This is a genomic window from Candidatus Microbacterium colombiense (assembly GCA_029203165.1).
Classification (GTDB): Bacteria; Actinomycetota; Actinomycetes; order Actinomycetales; family Microbacteriaceae; genus Microbacterium; species Microbacterium colombiense.
In genome coordinates, this window is sequence record CP119308.1 from 3,391,247 (window position 1) to 3,407,458 (window position 16,212).

A 16,212-nucleotide genomic window follows, 5' to 3' on the forward strand; every position below is an offset into this window, starting at 1 on the left:
CGACCGCAGAAGGAGCCTCCATGAGTCGTGAATCGACTGCGATCACCGACCTGCTCGACGCCGCCCACGACAGCGATCTCGTGGGCCCGACCGCCGTCAGCGATGCGCTGGCACGACTGGGCGCGACCGAGCAGGATGCCGCCGAGATCGTCGAGCGCGTGCAGCGCTCGCAGCGGGAGCTGTCGCGTCTGCGCCGCCGCGAGCACGAGCTCTCCGCGCTGTTCTCCAGCGCCCGCGAACTGGCGGAGCTGCGTGACAGCGACGCCGTGCTGGCGCGGTTGGTGCAGCGCGCGCACGAGATGATGGGCGTCGACCTCGCCTACCTGTCGGAGTTCGACCCCGACACCCGTGAGCTGCGGGTGCGCGAGACCAGCGGGTCGGTGAGCGCCTCCTTCCAGACGCTGCGCGTGCCGCCGGGCCGGGGACTGGCGAGCGTCGTCGTGGAGTCCCGGATGCCGCACTGGGTGTCGGACTACTCCGAGTACGCGAAGGAGCGCCACGACTCCGGCATCGACGATGCGGTCTCGGCCGAAGGGCTCGTGTCACTGTTGGGCGTGCCCATGGTCACCTACGACGATGTGCTGGGCGTGCTGTTCGTGGCGAACCGCGAGGCGAAGAGCTTCACCCCCGAACAGGTGGCGCTGCTGTCGTCGGTCGCCGACCACGCCTCGATCATCCTCCAGACCACGCAGACGCTCCGCGACCTGCAGGAGTCCGAAGACGAGAGCCGGTCGAACCTCGCCACCCTCACCGCACACCTGGTCGAGCGCGACCGCGCCAACACGGTGCACCAGGAGCTCGTGCAGGCGGTGCTCGCCGGCGGCGGGTTCGGTCCCGTCGCCGAGACCCTCGCCTCCGCCCTCGGCCGCGCCGTCGCGATCATCGACGCGCAGGAGCAGATCATCGCCGCAGCCGGGCTCCCCCTCGCGGCGAGCATGGTCGCGCTGGAGGATCCCGTGCGCGAGGCGATCGCCGAGAGCCGCCGCTCGGGCTACTGCGTCACGGTGCCGGGCACCGGAGTGCGCGCCGTCGCGGCGTTGTCGGCCGGCAACCGGCACTTCGGCGCACTGCTGCTCGGCGACGGCGACTTCGAGCTGGGTTCCGTGGACCTCCGCACGATCGAACGCGCGGCCCAGGTCGGCGCGCTCCTCGAGCTGCAGCAGGAGGCGGCATCCGGTGCCGACCTGCGCATCCGCAGCGAACTGGTCGCTGACCTGCTCGACGACGTGCCCGAGCGCCGCTCCGACGTCGAGCGGCGGGCGCGCCGCCTCGGAGTCGACCTGCAGGTGCTCGACTCGCTCATCCTTCTCTCGGTGCCCGGCGATCAGCACACGGCCGCGCTGCGGGAGCTCAGCCGCCAGCTCGACGATCGCTCGCTCGTGGGCGAGTACCGCGGATTCGTGGTGGCGGTGCACAGTGCCGATCGCGGCGCGGTCGACGTCGAACGGCTCCGGCGCAGGGTCGCCGCCGCCGTGCAGCATCCGATCTCCGCGGTGTACCCGCGTCCGGCATCCGGCGCTCTCCCCGAGGCGTTCCAGACCGCGATGCGCACCGCGCGACTGATCACGGCGCTCGAGCTCAGCGACGTCACGGCGCAGGTCGACGACTTCCTGCCCTACTCGGCGATCCTCGACACCGACGTGCGGGCGCTCAGCGCGTTCCTGCGCGACACGATCGGCGCGGTCCGCCGCTATGACGACGAGCGCGGCGCCGACCTCCTGGGCACGCTGCGCGCCTTCGTGCGCAACAACGCCAGCCCCACCCGCACCGCGCGGGCGCTCAACTTCCACACGAACACGATCCTGCAGCGGCTCGACCGCCTCGATCACGTGCTCGGTGCGAGCTGGCGCGACGACGAGCGCATGTTCCGCATCGGCATCGCGGTGCGGCTCGACGAGCTGCGCGACCGCCTGCAGACCGGGTGAGGTCGCGCCTCACGAAAACGGAGACGCACCTTCCTGACCGCGGCACGTCGCGGGGCACCGCGCCGTCGCGCTGCGCGGTGGTCTCCGTTCCGGCAGCGATGACAGGTGAGTATGCAGAATGGGGAGATGTACGTGTACCTCGGGTGGTTCTTCCTGGCTGCCGCAGTCGCCGTCATCACGGCTGCGGTCATCGAAGGTCGGACGCGGCCACGGGCGGTTCCGGCGTTCTGGGGCAGTCTCGCGATCTGGGGACTCCAGGTGCTCGTCTCGATGGCGGCCGTGTTCTGGGTCGGCTTCTTGGGGATCTCGACTCCACATTGCGACCAGGACTGCGAGTGGGATCTGCTCGGGAACAACTTCCTGGGGTTCACGATCGCAGCGGCGCTGGTGCAGTTCGTGAGCATCGCACTGATCGTCATCCTGCGCCGCAACCGGAAGGTCTGGATCGTCCCGGCGGCTGCAATCGTGCTCACGCTCCTGATGTGCGTGGCTTCCTCGGCCATCGCGTACAAGGCCATGCTGTTCTTCTGAGCATCCACACTGTCGCGCCTCGCGAAAACGGAGACGAAGCTGACCGGTCGCGGCGCGTCGCTGCGTGACGCGCCGACGCGCTGCGCGGTGGTCTCCGTTTTCGCCCGTGCCTCGTCGCCCTACGTGCGGTACAGGACCGGCATCGACTCCAGCAGCGAGCGGGTGTAGGGATGCTGCGGCGCGTTCATGACCTGCGCCCCCGTGCCCTCCTCGACGATCTTGCCCGAGTGCATCACGGCCACGCGGTGCGCGATGTGGTGCACGACGGAGAGGTTGTGCGTGATGAACAGGTACGTGACGCCGGTGCGCTCCTGCAGACCGACGAGCAGGTTCAGCACCTGCGCCTGCACCGACACGTCGAGCGCCGAGGTGGGCTCATCGAGCACGATGAACTCCGGGTCGGCGGCCATGGCGCGGGCGATCGCGATGCGCTGACGCTGCCCTCCCGAGAACTCGTGCGGGTACCGGTTCACGGCGTCGGCGGGGATGCCGACCTGTTCGAGCGACTCGTACACGCGGATCGCGCGTTCCGCCGAGGCCACACCGGCGGCGACCAGCGGCTCGGCGACCGAGCGGCCGATCGCGAAGCGCGGGTCGAGCGAGTCGTTCGGGTCCTGGAACACCATCTGCACGCGGCGGCGGTGCCGACGCAGCGCCGATCCGCGGATGCCGGTGACATCTCCCCCGTCGAACTCGATGGTGCCGGAGGTGGGCTTGCGCATGAGCAGGATCGCGCGGGCGAGTGTGCTCTTGCCCGAGCCCGACTCCCCCACGAGCCCCAGCGTCTCGCCCCGGCGCACGCTCAGACTCACGTCGTCGAGGGCGACCATGGCGTTGTCGCCGTGACCGAAGCGCTGGGTGACGTTGCGCACGCGCAGCACGTCGTCGGCGCCCGCCGCGGCATCCGTCTCGAGATCGTTCACGATGCCTCCTCCAGGACGGCCGGGACCGTGTCGAAGTCATTGTCGGGCGGGATCACCGCGAGCGGCGATCGCACCGGCACCGATGGTCGGGGGATGCTCTCCAACAGTGCCCGGGTGTACGGATGCTGCGGGTCTTCGAGCACACGCTGCGTGGAGCCGGACTCCACGATGCGCCCGCGGTACATGACCGCGATCCGCTCGCAGAGCTGGCCGATCACGCCGAGGTCGTGGCTGATGAACAGCACGCCCATGCCGGTCTCGTCACGCAGCGTGCGGATCAGATCGAGGATCTGCGCCTGCACGGTCACGTCGAGTGCGGTGGTGGGCTCGTCGGCGACCAGCAGCGTGGGGTCGGCCGCGACCGCGATCGCGATGACGACGCGTTGACGCTGGCCACCCGAGAGCTGGTGCGGGTAGTACGCCATCCGCTTCTCGGCGTCGGGCATGCGCACGAGCTTGAGGATGTCGAGCGCCTTGGCTCGCGCCGCCTTCTTGTCGGCGATCCCGTGAATGAGCAGCACCTCGGCGATCTGCGCGCCGATCCGCATGCACGGGTTCAGCGCCGACATGGGCTCCTGGAACACCATCGAGGCGCGCACGCCGCGCACTCCTGCCCAGTCGCGCTCGGCGGCATCCTTCATCTCGGAGCCCGCGACCGACATCGTCTGCGCGGTGACCGTCGCGGAGTCGGGCAGCAGGCCCATCATCGCCAGCGCGATGCTGGACTTGCCGCTGCCGGACTCGCCGATCACGCCGACGATCTCACCGGCACGCACGCGGAGCGACACTCCCGTGACCGACGGCGGGGCGCTGCCGTACGAGATGCTGAGGTCTTCGACGCGGAGGGCGTCGGTGGCGTCGGTCATGGCGCGCTCATTCCTGTCTGTGTGGGCGGGGATCCGGCGCCCCCACCGCGATCGTGTCGCGGTGGGGACGCCGGCGCGGACTCATTCGGTCAGCCAGGCCGAATCGAGCTTGTAGCGGGAGTAGAACGCATCGCTCTCATAGCCGTGGAGCTTGTTCGCGTCCCAGACCTCGAAGTACACCGGCACCGCGGCCGGCACGACCTCGAGCACCTGCGATGCGGCCTCCTCGGCCAGCTCGCCGATGAGCTCGTTGTACTCCTCGGGAGACGGTGCCGCCATGGCCTTGGTGAGCAGGTCGCGAGCCTTGTCGGCGTCGGGGTTGCCGTCCCAGTGGTTGTACACGCCCCCCTCGAGCAGCACCGGCTGCAGGTAGAACGCCGCGGAGGCACGCGGGCTTCCGGGGATCGCGACCAGGTCGGTCCAGGACTCGCCCGTGGTGAAGATCGGTGCGATCTCCGACAGCGGCGTCGCCTTGAGGTTCAGCGTGATGCCCGCCTCGGCGAGCTGCTGCTGCATCATCTCGTAGACCGGGTGGTGCGACTGTGCCACGTCACCCATGTAGTTGAGCGTGATCTCCGGGTTCGGCTGACCGGCCGCGGCGAGCAGCTTCTTCGCCTCGTCGACATCGCGCGTGTAGTACGGCAGGTCGGCGGCATCCGGGGAACCGGGGTCACCGGCCGGCGGCACGAACGAGATTCCGGCGTTTCCGAGCATCGCGGTGTCGACGAGCGCCTGACGGTCGAGCGCGAGCGAGAAGGCGCGGCGCACGTCGATGTCGGCGAGGGGGCCCGACTCCGGGTTGATGTAGATCGCGAGATTCTGACGGAAGGGCGGGTCACCGAGGGTGAATCCGGCCGATTCCGCCTGTCCCGCAAGGCTGCCGTCGATGAACGACGCGGCCTGCACGCTGCCCTGCTGCACCGCGGCGAGCAGGGTGCTCTCGTCGGGGTACAGCTCGAACACGATCGAGTCGAGGTTGGGTGCCTCTCCCCAGTACTCGTCGTTCTTGTCGAGCGTGACGCTGACGCCCTGCGACCACTCGGACACCTGGAAGGCGCCGGTGCCGAACGTCTGGGTCTGACGCTCCTCCTCCGAGGCCTTGCCGTAGCCCTCTTCGCTCACGATGAAGAAGGTCTGACGCGCCGAGACCGCGTCGAGGAAGGTTCCGTCGGGCTGGCTGAAGTGGAAGGTGACCTCGTGATCTCCCGTGGCCTCCACGCTCTCCATGTTGACGAGGTAGGTGGCGTTGGTGCCGCCGTCCTTGCGGGTCTCGAAGGAGTAGACGACGTCGGACGCGTCGAACGGGCTGCCGTCGGCGAAGGTGACGTCGTCGCGCAACTCGAAGACCCAGGTGAGCTCATCGGGCTGCGACCACTCGGTCGCGAGCGCCGGGTTCACGGTGCCGTCGCTCTCGCGGGTGAGCAGGGTGTCGTACGCGATCGAGTCGATGATCTCGGCGGCGATCGCGGATGCGACCATCGGGTCGAGACCACCGGCGGAGGGTTCGGCGGGAACGCCCCAGGTCAGGGTGCCTCCGGCGACAGGCTCGCCCGCAGCGCCGTCGCTGGGGGTGTCTCCGCCTCCCGCTCCGCATCCGGTGAGCGCCAGGGCGCCGACGACGATGACCGCCGCGCCCATGAGGATTCGCTTCTTCATAGCTGACTCTCTTCTGTGTGGGTAGTGCCTCGGGTTGTGACTGCAGGGGTCGTGCTGTTCTTCGCCGCGCGGCCGGCACGACGCCGTCCGAGCGAGAAGGCGGGTTCGCGTCGCGGGGCGAGCCAGTCCTGCAATCCGTCGGCGAGCAGGTTCCAGGCGGCGGAGAGGAGGATGATGACCAGCGACGGCAGAATGATCAGGAGGGGCTGGACCTGCATGAATCGCGTGAACTCGCTGATCATGCGGCCGGCCGAGGGCTCGGGGGCCTGCACTCCCTGTCCGAGGTAGCTGAGCGCCGCCTCGATCAGCACGATCTGCGAGGCGACGGAGGCGAACTGCACGAACAGCGGGGTCAACACGTTCGGCAGCAGGTGCTCGACCACGATGCGCGGCCCGCGGACACCCGAGAGGCGTGCGGCGAGCACGAAATCACGGTCGCGCATCGCGATGACCGGGGCGCGCATGACCCGGGCGAAGCCGGGCGCGAACACCAGGCCGAGGGCGAGGATGAGCGGCCAGGCGCCGTTACCGATAACGACCCCGACGACGAGGGCGACCAGGATCGCCGGCAGCGCGAGCAGCGCGTCGACGATGCGCATGATGACGGCATCCACCCAGCCGCCCACGTACCCGGCGATGAGTCCGAGCGTGGTGCCGACGACAGCGCCCAACAAGGCCCCGGCACCGGAGATGAACAGGCTGGTGCGGGCGGCGAGGGCGAGACGGGTGAACGTGTCGCGTCCGAGGTTGTCGGTACCGAGGAGGTGCTCCCAGGAAGGGCCCGCCATGGGCGGCCCCGAGCTGATGAAGGGATCGTACGGCGGCCACAGGCTCATCCATCCGGCCAGCAGCAGGATGCCGGAGAGGATGCCGGCGCCGGCCCAGAACGACGGTCCGAAGTTCGGGCGGCGACGCCGGCGACCGGCCGTCGTGGCCAGGGCGAGTTCGCGGGTGACAGTCATCGCGTGTGAACCCTCACTCGTGGGTCGATCAACGGGTAGACCAGATCGACGATGAAGTTGATGCCGACGTACACGGCTCCGATCAGCAGCACGGTCGCCTGGATGATCGGGTAGTCGGAGCTGCGGATGCCGGTGAGGAGCAGCTGTCCCATGCCGGGGAGTGAGAACACCTGCTCGATCACGACGGTGCCGCCGACCAGGGCTGCCAGCTCGATGCCGACGACCGTGGTCACCGGGATCAGGGCGTTGCGCAGCGCGTGGCGTCCGACGAGCCGTGACGGGGAGGCGCCCTTCGCCCGGGCCGTGCGTACGAAGTCCTGCCCCAGGGTGTCGAGCAGCGTGCCGCGCGTGTAGCGGGCGATGATCGCGGCCAGCACGATGCCGATCAGCAGCGCGGGCAGGATCAGCACCCCGATCGCCCGCAGCGGATTGCCCGCCGCTCCCGCGTAGCCGACGAGCGGAAGCTTGAGGGTGAGCGAGTTCACGAGGATCAGCACGGCCCCGAGCACGAACGGCGGGGTGGCCAGCAGCACGAACGACGTGCCGCGCACGATGTGGTCACTCGGGCGGCGCCAGCGGGTCGCAGCGAGGATGCCGGCGGGCAGGCCCAGGATCACACCGAACAGCGTGGCCATGACGGCGAGCGTCAGGCTCAGGGGCAAGCGGGTCGCGATCATGTCGGAGACCTGACCGGGTACCGTGATCGCCGCGCCGAAGTTGCCCTGCAGCACGCCACCCAGCCACACGAAGTACTGCGTGATGGCCGGCTGGTCCAGGCCGAGCTCGTGTCGCAGCTCCGCCAGGGCCGCGGGGTCGGGGTTCGCCGGGTCGGCGAACGACGCCAGTGGGTCGCCCGGGATGATGCGCACCATCGAGAACACCAGCACCGACAGCACGAAGAGCACGAACAGCGAGGACAGCACCCTCGTGAGGATGTAGCGCGCCATTCAGCACCCCGTCTTCGTCGACATGGTCGTCACGGTACCGAGCGCACGATGGGGCGATAACGGTGCGCCGACCCAGCGAACCAGGTGTTTCATGGGTGAAACCTCCATATAGCGGCGATCGGGACGCCGCGGGGGATCAGCGGGCGAGCGCGGGGGCGGCGAAGGCGGAGATGTCGTCGGTCGTCTCGCCGTCCAGTGCGAGCTCGGCCAGGATCCGACCGAACGCCGGGGTGAACTTGAAGCCGTGTCCAGCCGACAGCGCGACGATGATGTCGGGATGCTCCTCCAGCGGACCCAGCACGAATCGGCGGTCGGGGGTGAGCGCGTACTGGCAGGTGACGGTGCGCAACTCGGGCCCGGCATCCGGAATCAACCCGTGCACGAACTCTCCCAGCTGATCGGCGAGCTCGCGCGAGGGCACGAAGGTGCGCTCGGCGGGCGTCATCCGGTTCTCCGACACGTCGCGCGCGGCCTTGACCGTGGGCTCACCGAAGGTCGGGAAGCCGTAGTAGCACTCGTCGTCTTCCCAGATCCACACCGGCAGCCGGTCGGAGCCGAGCGGCGCCGGGTTTTCCGGACGGAAGTAGGTGACCTGCTCCTGCATGATGTCGAGCGGGATCGCGGCGCCCAGCGGCTCCAGCAGGGTGTTCGTCCAGGCGTCGGCGGCCACGATGACCTTCGCCGCGCGCACATCGCCGTTCGCGGTGCGCACGATCACGCCTTCACCGTCGGGCACGAGCGCTTCGACGGCGGTGCGGTCGCGGATGTCGGCGCCGAGCGCACGGGCACGAAGCTGCAGTGTCGCGACCGTGCGCGAGGCATGGGCGATACCGGAGTCGGGCGTGTAGACGGTCTCGACGTTCTCCGGGACGCGGAACTGCGGCCAGCGCGCGTGCACCTCGGTGGGGGTGAGGAGCTCATGCGGCACGTCGCACTCGGTGAGTGCGGAGGTGAAATCGGACGCCTTGTACGGTCCGTCGGTGGGGATGAAGATCACGCCGCCCGTGATGGTGAGCAGGCGCTCGCCCGACTCCTGCTCGAGGTCGGCCCAGTCACGGTAGGCCGACTGCGCGAGACGCACGTACTCGGGGGCGCCGTAGGAGGTGCGCACGATGCGCGAGGTGTCATGCGAGGCTCCGCGCACGTGACCGAGTTCGTACTGCTCGAACGCGACGACCCGGGCTCCGCGACGGGCGAGCTGATACGCGGCAGCACTGCCCAGCGCCCCCATCCCGACCACTGCCACCTCAAAGCTCTCCATGACGCTCCATCCCTGTCGTGTTGTGTGCGATAGCTCAGTGTGGACATCGCCACCCTCCGTCAGCCATGGGTCGACAACCCATGTCGAGGCGACATGAGTGTGTGGTGCACACGGTGCCGGCGAGGCGCGGCGACCGGGAGGGGAGGCGGACCGGGTTCGGGTCGGTCGCCCTCAGTCTCGCCGATGCCGGGCCGCCGCCGCGCACGACGCACTGTCACGGCGCACGACCGTTGTCAATCCCGTGGCCCCGGTTCGCGCGCGATGGAAAGGTGGCTGTTCCATCGACCTTCGACGAGAGGAAACGCCATGAGCGCTGCAGATGACATCAAGAACGCCGCCGAGAAGGCAGCAGGCAAGGTCAAGGAGAGCGTCGGGAAGGTCACCGACAACGAGAAGCTCGAGGCCGAGGGCCGAGCAGATCAGGTCAAGGCCTCCGCGAAGCAGGCCGGACAGAATGTGAAGGACGCCGCCGAGAAGACCGGCGACAACGTCCGAGACGCATTCAAGGAGTGAGACTCTCGCCGGTGGCGGGTCTCACTCCTTGAATCTCGGTTCAGGAGGGGGACCCGCCTCTGGCGGGTCCCACGACTGAGGTCAGACCTTGCGGCTCCCGGTGATTGCCCGGATCAACCAGGCGATCACGGCGATGGCCAGCAGGACCAATCCGACCCACAGCAGGAACTGCAGCGACTGGACGAGTCCGCCGGTGATCGCGAGGATCACAGCGATGACGATGACGATGATGAGGAGGATGTTCATCGGTCTTCCCTTCTATGTGGGGCAGGTCGCCCCGATTGCAGTTCCTCACGCTAGCGGCGGCCATCCGTTCCACCGAGGGGGTTGACGAGGACACCTCCGAGATGCCAAAGGAAGGGCGAAGGCAATGCCAGGACGTCGGAGCAACTCTCTGAAGGACCCCGAACTCTACGAGGAGCTCCGCGACGATGGAGCATCGAAGGAGAAGGCGGCGCGCATCTCCAACGCCGCCGCGAGAGACGGACGCAGTGCCGTCGGACGCCGCGGCGGAGAGCACGGCGACTATGAGGACTGGACGGTCGCCGAGCTGCGCGCACGGGCGAAGGAGCTCGGCCTGAGCGGCTACAGCGGTCTGCGCAAGGCCCAGCTGATCTCCGCGCTCCGAGACCACTAGGTACGGCGATGGCGCGATTCGGCATCGAGGAGGAGTTCGTCCTGCTCGATGAGCAGGCGCTGGTGCCGGTCGCGATCCCCGACGCGGCGAGGGACGACCTCGCCGCGCGGGCGGCCTCGGGGCGCATCATGGCGGAGTACCTCACCTGCCAGGTCGAGTGCGCGACCGATCCGATCCTGACGCGAGACGAGGGGCTCCGGCAGCTCCAGCATCTGCGGGGACTGCTGGGCGCCCATGCCGCACGAGACGGCGCGGTCGTCGCCGCATCCGGCACGCCCTTCGCCTCCACCCGGGTGCTCGCCGTGTCGACGTCCGCCCACTACGACGCGGTCGCCGAGCATCTCGCCCACATCAGTCGCGGGCATGAGGTCAACGGGCTGCACGTGCACGTCGAAGTGCCGGATGCCGCCGAACGCGTACCCGCGATCAACCGCGTGCGCGGCTGGCTCCCCACCCTCCTCGCCCTCACGGGCAACAGCCCGTTCTTCGACGGCCTCGACTCGGGGTACGCGAGCTGGCGCAGCATCGTCATCCGCCGCCTCCCCTCGTCGTGGAGCCCTCCCCTGTTCCACGACCTCGACGACTACCGCGCCCGCGTCGACCGGCTCCTCGCACTGGAAGCGATCGGCGACACGGCGTCGCTGTCGTGGGCCGCGCGCATCTCGGAGCGCTTCCCGACCGTCGAGGTGCGGGTGTTCGACGCGCAGCTGCACCCGGAGGAGACGATGTTCGCCGCTGCGCTCTGCCGCGCGATCGTCGCCACGACGGATGCCGCGATGTCGAGCGCCGGCGTCGACGACATCGACGCGGCGCTCTGGGTCGCTGCCCGGCGGGGCATGGATGCGCGGATCATCGACCCGACCACCGACGGGGTGACGGATGCCTGGACGGCCGCGACCCGACTGCGCGACGCCGTGCGTCCGGCTCTGGACGAACTCGGCGACCTGGCGTTCGTGGATGAGCATCTCGCCCGCATCCGCACAGGGGGAACCGGTGCGGAACGACAGCGCCGTGCGTTCGCGGAGGCGGGTCTCGAGGGGCTGCGGTCGCTGTACCGCCGGGGTGCTCCGGACACGGGCGAGACGTCGCATCCGGGGGCACCGTGATCGCCCGGTGGGGATTTGTGACCATCGCGAGACCCGTGCCGCGGGGATAGGTTTGCCCGTGATGCTCCGGCTGCTTTCGGCCGGGCGACGGGGGGCGGCATGCAGGATTCACGAACGGCGACACAGGTGTACGGGCCGCCGCGGGCGATCACACTCGCCTTCGACGAACCGGAGCCGGCGATCGCCTACGCGGTGCCCGTCGCGGCGATGACGGTCGTGGCCGCCGCAGCGGTGTTCACGGCCCTGGCAGGTGACCTGGTGATCGCGAACGGCGAGGCCACGGCGCTCGCTGTCGACTCCGGCATGCTCCTCGGCATCATGATCCTCGCTGTCGCCGCATCCCTGGCGCAGGGATTCGGTCTCACTGCCGCGACGCTGGCGATCATCGCCCGTGTGGACGGTGGCCGCCTGACGGCACGCGGCGCGTGGTCCGGTGCGCTACGACGCCCCGGCAGTGTGCTGCTCGCGGCCGGATGCACTCTCGCACTCGCCGTCGTCGTGGTCGCACTCGCGGCGTGGGTTCTCCCCGCGATGCCCGTCGTCGCACTCGCCTCGCTCGTCGCACTGTTCGCTCTGGGTATCGTCGCCGCTCCGCTGCTGTTGGCATGGCCGCTGGTCGTGGCGCGACGACAGCGAGTCGGCGCCGCGCTCGCCTGGGCCTGGCGCTCACCGAAGGCTTTCCTCGGACAGTCGATCGAGCCGCTCGGCAGTCCGAGGTTCGCCGTCGTCGTCACCGTCATCCTCACCGGCATCCTCTCGTTCGGCATCTCCTGGCTGGGCGGGCTTCTTCCGAGCGGATGGTGGACGCCCGTCGTGGGTGTCGCGCTCGGGCTCGTACCGGCGGCTCTGACCCAGCTGCTGCTCGTCGGCGTCGCGGTGCGCGGCGTGGCGGCCCGGCTCGCCGGCCCCATCCACACCGATCCCATCCACGCTGACGCCATCCACGCTGACGCCGCAGCGCGTCCCGCGGCCGCCCGGCGCGGCGGCGCGTTGGCCGGCATCGGCGTGCTCCTCGTCCCCGCGATCGCCGCCGGTGCTCTCATCGCCGTCAATCCCTGGCAGGTTCCCGCCTTCGCCGCGGCCGACGTCAAGCGAGTCTGGAAGTCGTCGCAGATCGTCGCGTGGGACGGTGGCACCGTGGTTCTGTCACGGTTGGCGGGCCAAGACGCCCAGGCTCGCATCTGCACGGGTGAGACCTGCGGCCCCGAGCACGAGATGCGTTCGGTGCTGCCGACGGCCATCGCGCCCGCCGGCGGCGGGGTGCTGTCTGCGAGCTGGTTCCCGCTCGAAGGCGCCGATCCTCAAACGGGGAGCTACGAACTGCGGGTGACGCACAGCACACCGGATGCGCTCGCGCGCTGGTCTGATCCTCTCGACGACGACGCGTCCGATGCCGAGAAGTGGGAGGCGTGGCACGGTCTTCCCGGCGAAGCCCGCGTGCTCGGGAGCGTGGATGCGACGTTCGAATCCGGACAGTCCGTCTTCGCGCGCGACAACGAGTCGCGCATGGTCGTCGCCGTCGACACCAGTGCCGAGAGGCCGGTCATCGCATCGGCAGTGCGTCCCGAAGGCCGCGATGCGACGCTGGCCGTCGACTTCTGCGCGGATGCCGAATGCACGCAGAGCACGCGCACCTCGCTTCCCCTGCAGTGGGGATCCTGGAACACGAATCAGACGACTCTCGACGTCGCCGCCTCTGCCGACGGGCGATCCGCGGTCGTCACGCTGGTCGATGCCGCCGGTGAGGACGGCGCGATCCCGTTGCGCGTCCTCACCGCCACGACGGATGGAGACTGGACCACCGAGGCTCTCGATGCCGATGTGCCCGGCGACGCGCTCACCGACCTCGACACGACCTACGGTGCCCAGGTCACGCGGGGGGCCGATGGCCTCCCCATCATCCTGTTCCGCGCCGCCGAGCGGGCAGGTCTCCGGCTCTTCTCCTGCACGGATGCCGCGTGCAGCACCGCCGAGTTCACCGACATCGTGCCGGGGAGCGCGCTGCTGCACACCCCTGCGCTCGCGCTCGATGCGACGGGGCGTCCGCTGATCGGCGTCATCGATGAGGATGCCGCTGTGGCGCTGCTCTCGTGCACCGACGTCGCCTGTGTGACCCGCACGACGACGCCGCTGACCGGCACCGTTCCGACTGAACTCGGCTTCACCGACAGCTTCTCCCTCGCTCTCGACGAGAGCGATCACCCCCTCATCGCCGTCGGAGCTCGACGCACAGGGGCGGCTTCTCCGTCCACATCCAGCGGCACGATCCTCACCTGCGCGACAGTCAGATGCGGCGCTCCCTGATCGCACGCCCGATGAGCGGCCCCCACGTCTGCGGCCGGGGGTAGTGTCGGCCTGTGGCATCCTTCGCACCCCTGCAACGACTCGTGATCTCGATCGCGGTGCTCGCCTCGTTCGTGACCTTTCTCGACGGCACGGTCGTCACCGTCGCGCTTCCGGCGATCAGCGAAGAGCTCGGCGGCGGCATCACGACGCAGCAGTGGGTGGTCGACTCGTACCTCATCACGCTGAGCGCCCTGATCCTGCTGGCCGGGTCCGTCTCCGACGCCTACGGCCGAGTGGTCGTGATGCGCGTGGGGTTGATCGCCTTCGGCATCGCCTCGATCGCGGTCGCCGCGTCGATCGATCCCCTCATGCTGATCATCTCCCGCGCCGCGCAGGGGGCGGCGGGTGCGTTGCTCGTGCCGAGTTCGCTCGCGCTGATCACCGCGACGATGCGCGCCGGGGTGCAGGCGAGGGCGATCGGCGTCTGGACGGCGTTCACCACCGGGGCGCAGTTGATCGGCCCTCTGCTGGGCGGACTGTTCGTCGACTACCTGTCGTGGCGGTTCGTGTTCCTCATCAACGTCATCCCGATCGGCATCACACTGATGCTGCTCGCGCGGCTCCGTCTGCCGGAGCATCCGCGCGGCGCCCGCGTCGACTGGTGGAGCGGCGCCCTGTGCGCGATCGGACTCGGTGCGGTCGTATTCGCGCTCATCGAGCAGCCGAACCTCGGGTGGGACTCCCCCGCGATCTGGCTTCCCGGTGTGATCGGAGCGCTGCTGTTCACCTGGTTCCTGCTGCGTCAGCGGCGCTCGGCCGCGCCGCTCATGCCCCTCTGGCTGTTCCGCGTGCGGGACTTCGGTTGGGGCAACCTCGCGACACTGTTCGTCTACGCCGCCCTGTCGCTGAACGGCTTCGTGATCGGCGTCTACCTGCAGCAGGGCGCCGGTCTCTCGGCGACGGCCGCCGGCCTCGCGAGCCTGCCCATGACCATCCTGATGATCCTCGTGAGCTCGCGCGCCGGTCAGTGGGCGGGGCGGTTCGGGCCGCGCATCTTCATGACGGTCGGTCCTCTGCTCATGGCGGCCGGTGCGCTGCTGCTGCTCTTCGTCACGACAGACTTCTCGTACTGGTGGCAGGTGCTGCCGGCGATGATCGTGATGGGCCTCGGGCTTTCCCTCACGGTCGCCCCGCTCACGGCCGCGATCCTGGGGGCCATCGACGAGAGCCACTCCGGCATCGCCTCGGCCGTGAACAACGCGATCGCCCGTGTCGCAGGTCTGCTGGTCGTCGCTATGCTCTCCACGATCGTCGGCGGCGCGCTCGACCTCGACGGCTTCCACAACGCCGCGTGGGTGACCGCCTCCCTGCTGGTGCTGGGCGGCATCGTGTCGTGGATCGGCATCCGCCGCAATCCGATCGAGACGCCCGGCGCGGTGGCGCCGGTCCCGGCCGGCTCCTGACTCGCGCCGGGAGCCGACCGGGAGCGGTCAGACGGTCGCAGGTTCGGAGGTCGCGGGGGTGACCGTCTCGGTCACGACCGGTCGACGAGCCGCTCGGGCATGACCGAGGGCGGCGAGCAGGAGTCCGCCGACCGCCCAGCACCCGAGCACGAGCCAGGGCATCGTGGCGTCGGCGCTCGGGAAGTAGGAGAGGTCACGCACGAGCGTGGCTGCCGCTCCGGGCGGGAACCACTGCCCGACCGCTCCCCACCCGCCGGGCAGGAACTGCGCCGGCAGTGCGGCGCCGGAGATCGGATTCGCGAACAGCATCATCACGACGGGCCCGACGGCGATGCCCGCACGGCCGATCAGCGAGAAGAATCCGATGATCGGAGCGCCGATCGCGGCGAGCGCGAGCGTGAACGCCGAGGCGTTGAGCCAGAAGTCGCCCTGGATGCTGCCGAACCACCCCTGCAGGATCGACGTGAGCACCACGCCTCCGACGATCGCGTAGATGACCGTGCCGAGGATCCGTCGAGCGGGCCCCGTCACCAGCAGCGAGACCGCGATACCGCCGAGCATGCCACCCAGCAGCAGGGGGAAGAACGCCGACGAGAGGAGCATGCCGTTCGCATCGTCTGCGGCATACGGCACGACATCGGTGGTGGTGAGCACCACCGGCGGAGCGTCCGGCCCGGCGGCGGCCTGGGCCTGTGCCGTGATCGCGGCCTGCAGTGGGGCGGCGAGGGCTGCCACGGGGGCGCCGAGCGCTCCGGCCGCCGACGCGGTGAGCAACTCCGGCTTCTGGCCGAGCACGATGGCGCCGACGGCCTCGCGGTGCTCGATCGCCGACACCGCATCCGCCCGGTCGTCCACGGCGTCGATCGCGAACAGCCCGTCCGCCTTCTCGTCGAGGAGGGTCTGGATGCCGTCGACCGCGGCCGCGGGCCCGACGATGACCAGTGGCACGTCCCGCGGCTCGGCTGTGACGGCAGGCCAGGAGAAGGCCAGGACGATCGCCGTGACCACGGCGGCGAGGCCCAGCGCGATGCCCGTGACACGGGCGATCGGGGTGGGTGCGAGAGCTGTGTCGCTCATCAGAACTCCTTAAAACGAATGTTCGTTCTTTTTACTGAAGAACGATAACACGGCTTTCG

At 69.5% G+C, this 16,212-nt stretch carries 15 protein-coding genes; 7 read left to right on the forward strand and 8 right to left on the reverse strand.

The window, feature by feature from the left end:
• The first annotated feature begins 20 nt into the window (after positions 1-20).
• On the forward strand, positions 21-1,925 hold the full coding sequence (locus tag P0Y60_16535; GenBank protein WEK60886.1) for a GAF domain-containing protein: 1,905 nt from the start codon (positions 21-23) through the stop codon (positions 1,923-1,925).
• Between the two features lie 105 nt (positions 1,926-2,030).
• The gene (locus P0Y60_16540) at positions 2,031-2,456 is read left to right on the forward strand and encodes a hypothetical protein (protein WEK60887.1); all 426 of its coding nucleotides are present in this window, start codon (positions 2,031-2,033) and stop codon (positions 2,454-2,456) included.
• Between the two features lie 119 nt (positions 2,457-2,575).
• On the opposite strand, the gene P0Y60_16545 is transcribed toward P0Y60_16540, so the two are convergent.
• The 6 genes from P0Y60_16545 to solA all read right to left on the reverse strand — a co-directional run bounded on the left by P0Y60_16545 (position 2,576) and on the right by solA (position 9,071).
• A complete protein-coding gene (locus P0Y60_16545; GenBank protein ID WEK60888.1) occupies positions 2,576-3,379 on the reverse strand; it encodes an ATP-binding cassette domain-containing protein in 804 nt (267 codons plus the stop codon).
• Positions 3,376-4,245 carry an ABC transporter ATP-binding protein gene (locus P0Y60_16550; GenBank protein ID WEK60889.1) on the reverse strand — a complete coding sequence of 290 codons (870 nt, stop codon included), beginning with the start codon at positions 4,243-4,245 and terminating at the stop codon, positions 3,376-3,378. Before P0Y60_16550 ends, P0Y60_16545 begins: the two co-directional genes overlap by 4 nt.
• Positions 4,246-4,326: 81 nt before the next feature.
• Positions 4,327-5,901 carry an ABC transporter substrate-binding protein gene (locus P0Y60_16555; GenBank protein ID WEK60890.1) on the reverse strand — a complete coding sequence of 525 codons (1,575 nt, stop codon included), beginning with the start codon at positions 5,899-5,901 and terminating at the stop codon, positions 4,327-4,329.
• Positions 5,898-6,863 (reverse strand): ABC transporter permease, encoded by a 966-nt coding sequence (locus P0Y60_16560; GenBank protein ID WEK60891.1) that lies wholly within the window; start codon positions 6,861-6,863, stop codon positions 5,898-5,900. Before P0Y60_16560 ends, P0Y60_16555 begins: the two co-directional genes overlap by 4 nt.
• Positions 6,860-7,810, reverse strand: a complete 951-nt coding sequence (locus P0Y60_16565; protein ID WEK60892.1) for an ABC transporter permease — start codon at positions 7,808-7,810, stop codon at positions 6,860-6,862. Before P0Y60_16565 ends, P0Y60_16560 begins: the two co-directional genes overlap by 4 nt.
• 136 nt (positions 7,811-7,946) lie before the next feature.
• Complete coding sequence (gene solA, locus P0Y60_16570; GenBank protein WEK60893.1) at positions 7,947-9,071, reverse strand: N-methyl-L-tryptophan oxidase; 1,125 nt, start codon at positions 9,069-9,071, stop codon at positions 7,947-7,949.
• A 306-nt stretch (positions 9,072-9,377) separates the two neighbouring features.
• On the opposite strand from solA, the gene P0Y60_16575 reads away from it, so the two are divergent.
• Complete coding sequence (locus tag P0Y60_16575; GenBank protein WEK60894.1) at positions 9,378-9,584, forward strand: CsbD family protein; 207 nt, start codon at positions 9,378-9,380, stop codon at positions 9,582-9,584.
• Between the two features lie 81 nt (positions 9,585-9,665).
• On the opposite strand, the gene P0Y60_16580 is transcribed toward P0Y60_16575, so the two are convergent.
• Positions 9,666-9,830: a hypothetical protein gene (locus P0Y60_16580; protein ID WEK60895.1), complete on the reverse strand. Its 165-nt coding sequence runs from the start codon at positions 9,828-9,830 to the stop codon at positions 9,666-9,668.
• Between the two features lie 124 nt (positions 9,831-9,954).
• Between P0Y60_16580 and P0Y60_16585 the strand changes: the two genes are divergently transcribed.
• The 4 genes from P0Y60_16585 (at position 9,955) to P0Y60_16600 (ending at position 15,076) form a co-directional block, all read left to right on the forward strand.
• Complete coding sequence (locus P0Y60_16585) at positions 9,955-10,221, forward strand: Rho termination factor N-terminal domain-containing protein (GenBank protein WEK60896.1); 267 nt, start codon at positions 9,955-9,957, stop codon at positions 10,219-10,221.
• Between the two features lie 8 nt (positions 10,222-10,229).
• Complete coding sequence (locus tag P0Y60_16590) at positions 10,230-11,327, forward strand: YbdK family carboxylate-amine ligase (GenBank protein ID WEK60897.1); 1,098 nt, start codon at positions 10,230-10,232, stop codon at positions 11,325-11,327.
• Positions 11,328-11,426: 99 nt separating this feature from the next.
• Positions 11,427-13,631, forward strand: coding sequence for a hypothetical protein (locus P0Y60_16595; GenBank protein WEK60898.1), 2,205 nt, complete (start codon positions 11,427-11,429; stop codon positions 13,629-13,631).
• 53 nt (positions 13,632-13,684) lie between these two features.
• Entirely contained in the window at positions 13,685-15,076 is a 1,392-nt protein-coding gene (locus tag P0Y60_16600) for an MFS transporter (protein WEK60899.1), read from the forward strand.
• A gap of 27 nt (positions 15,077-15,103) precedes the next feature.
• Here the strand turns inward: P0Y60_16600 and P0Y60_16605 are convergent, their stop codons facing one another.
• Positions 15,104-16,153, reverse strand: a complete 1,050-nt coding sequence (locus tag P0Y60_16605; protein ID WEK60900.1) for a hypothetical protein — start codon at positions 16,151-16,153, stop codon at positions 15,104-15,106.
• Positions 16,154-16,212 lie beyond the last annotated feature (59 nt).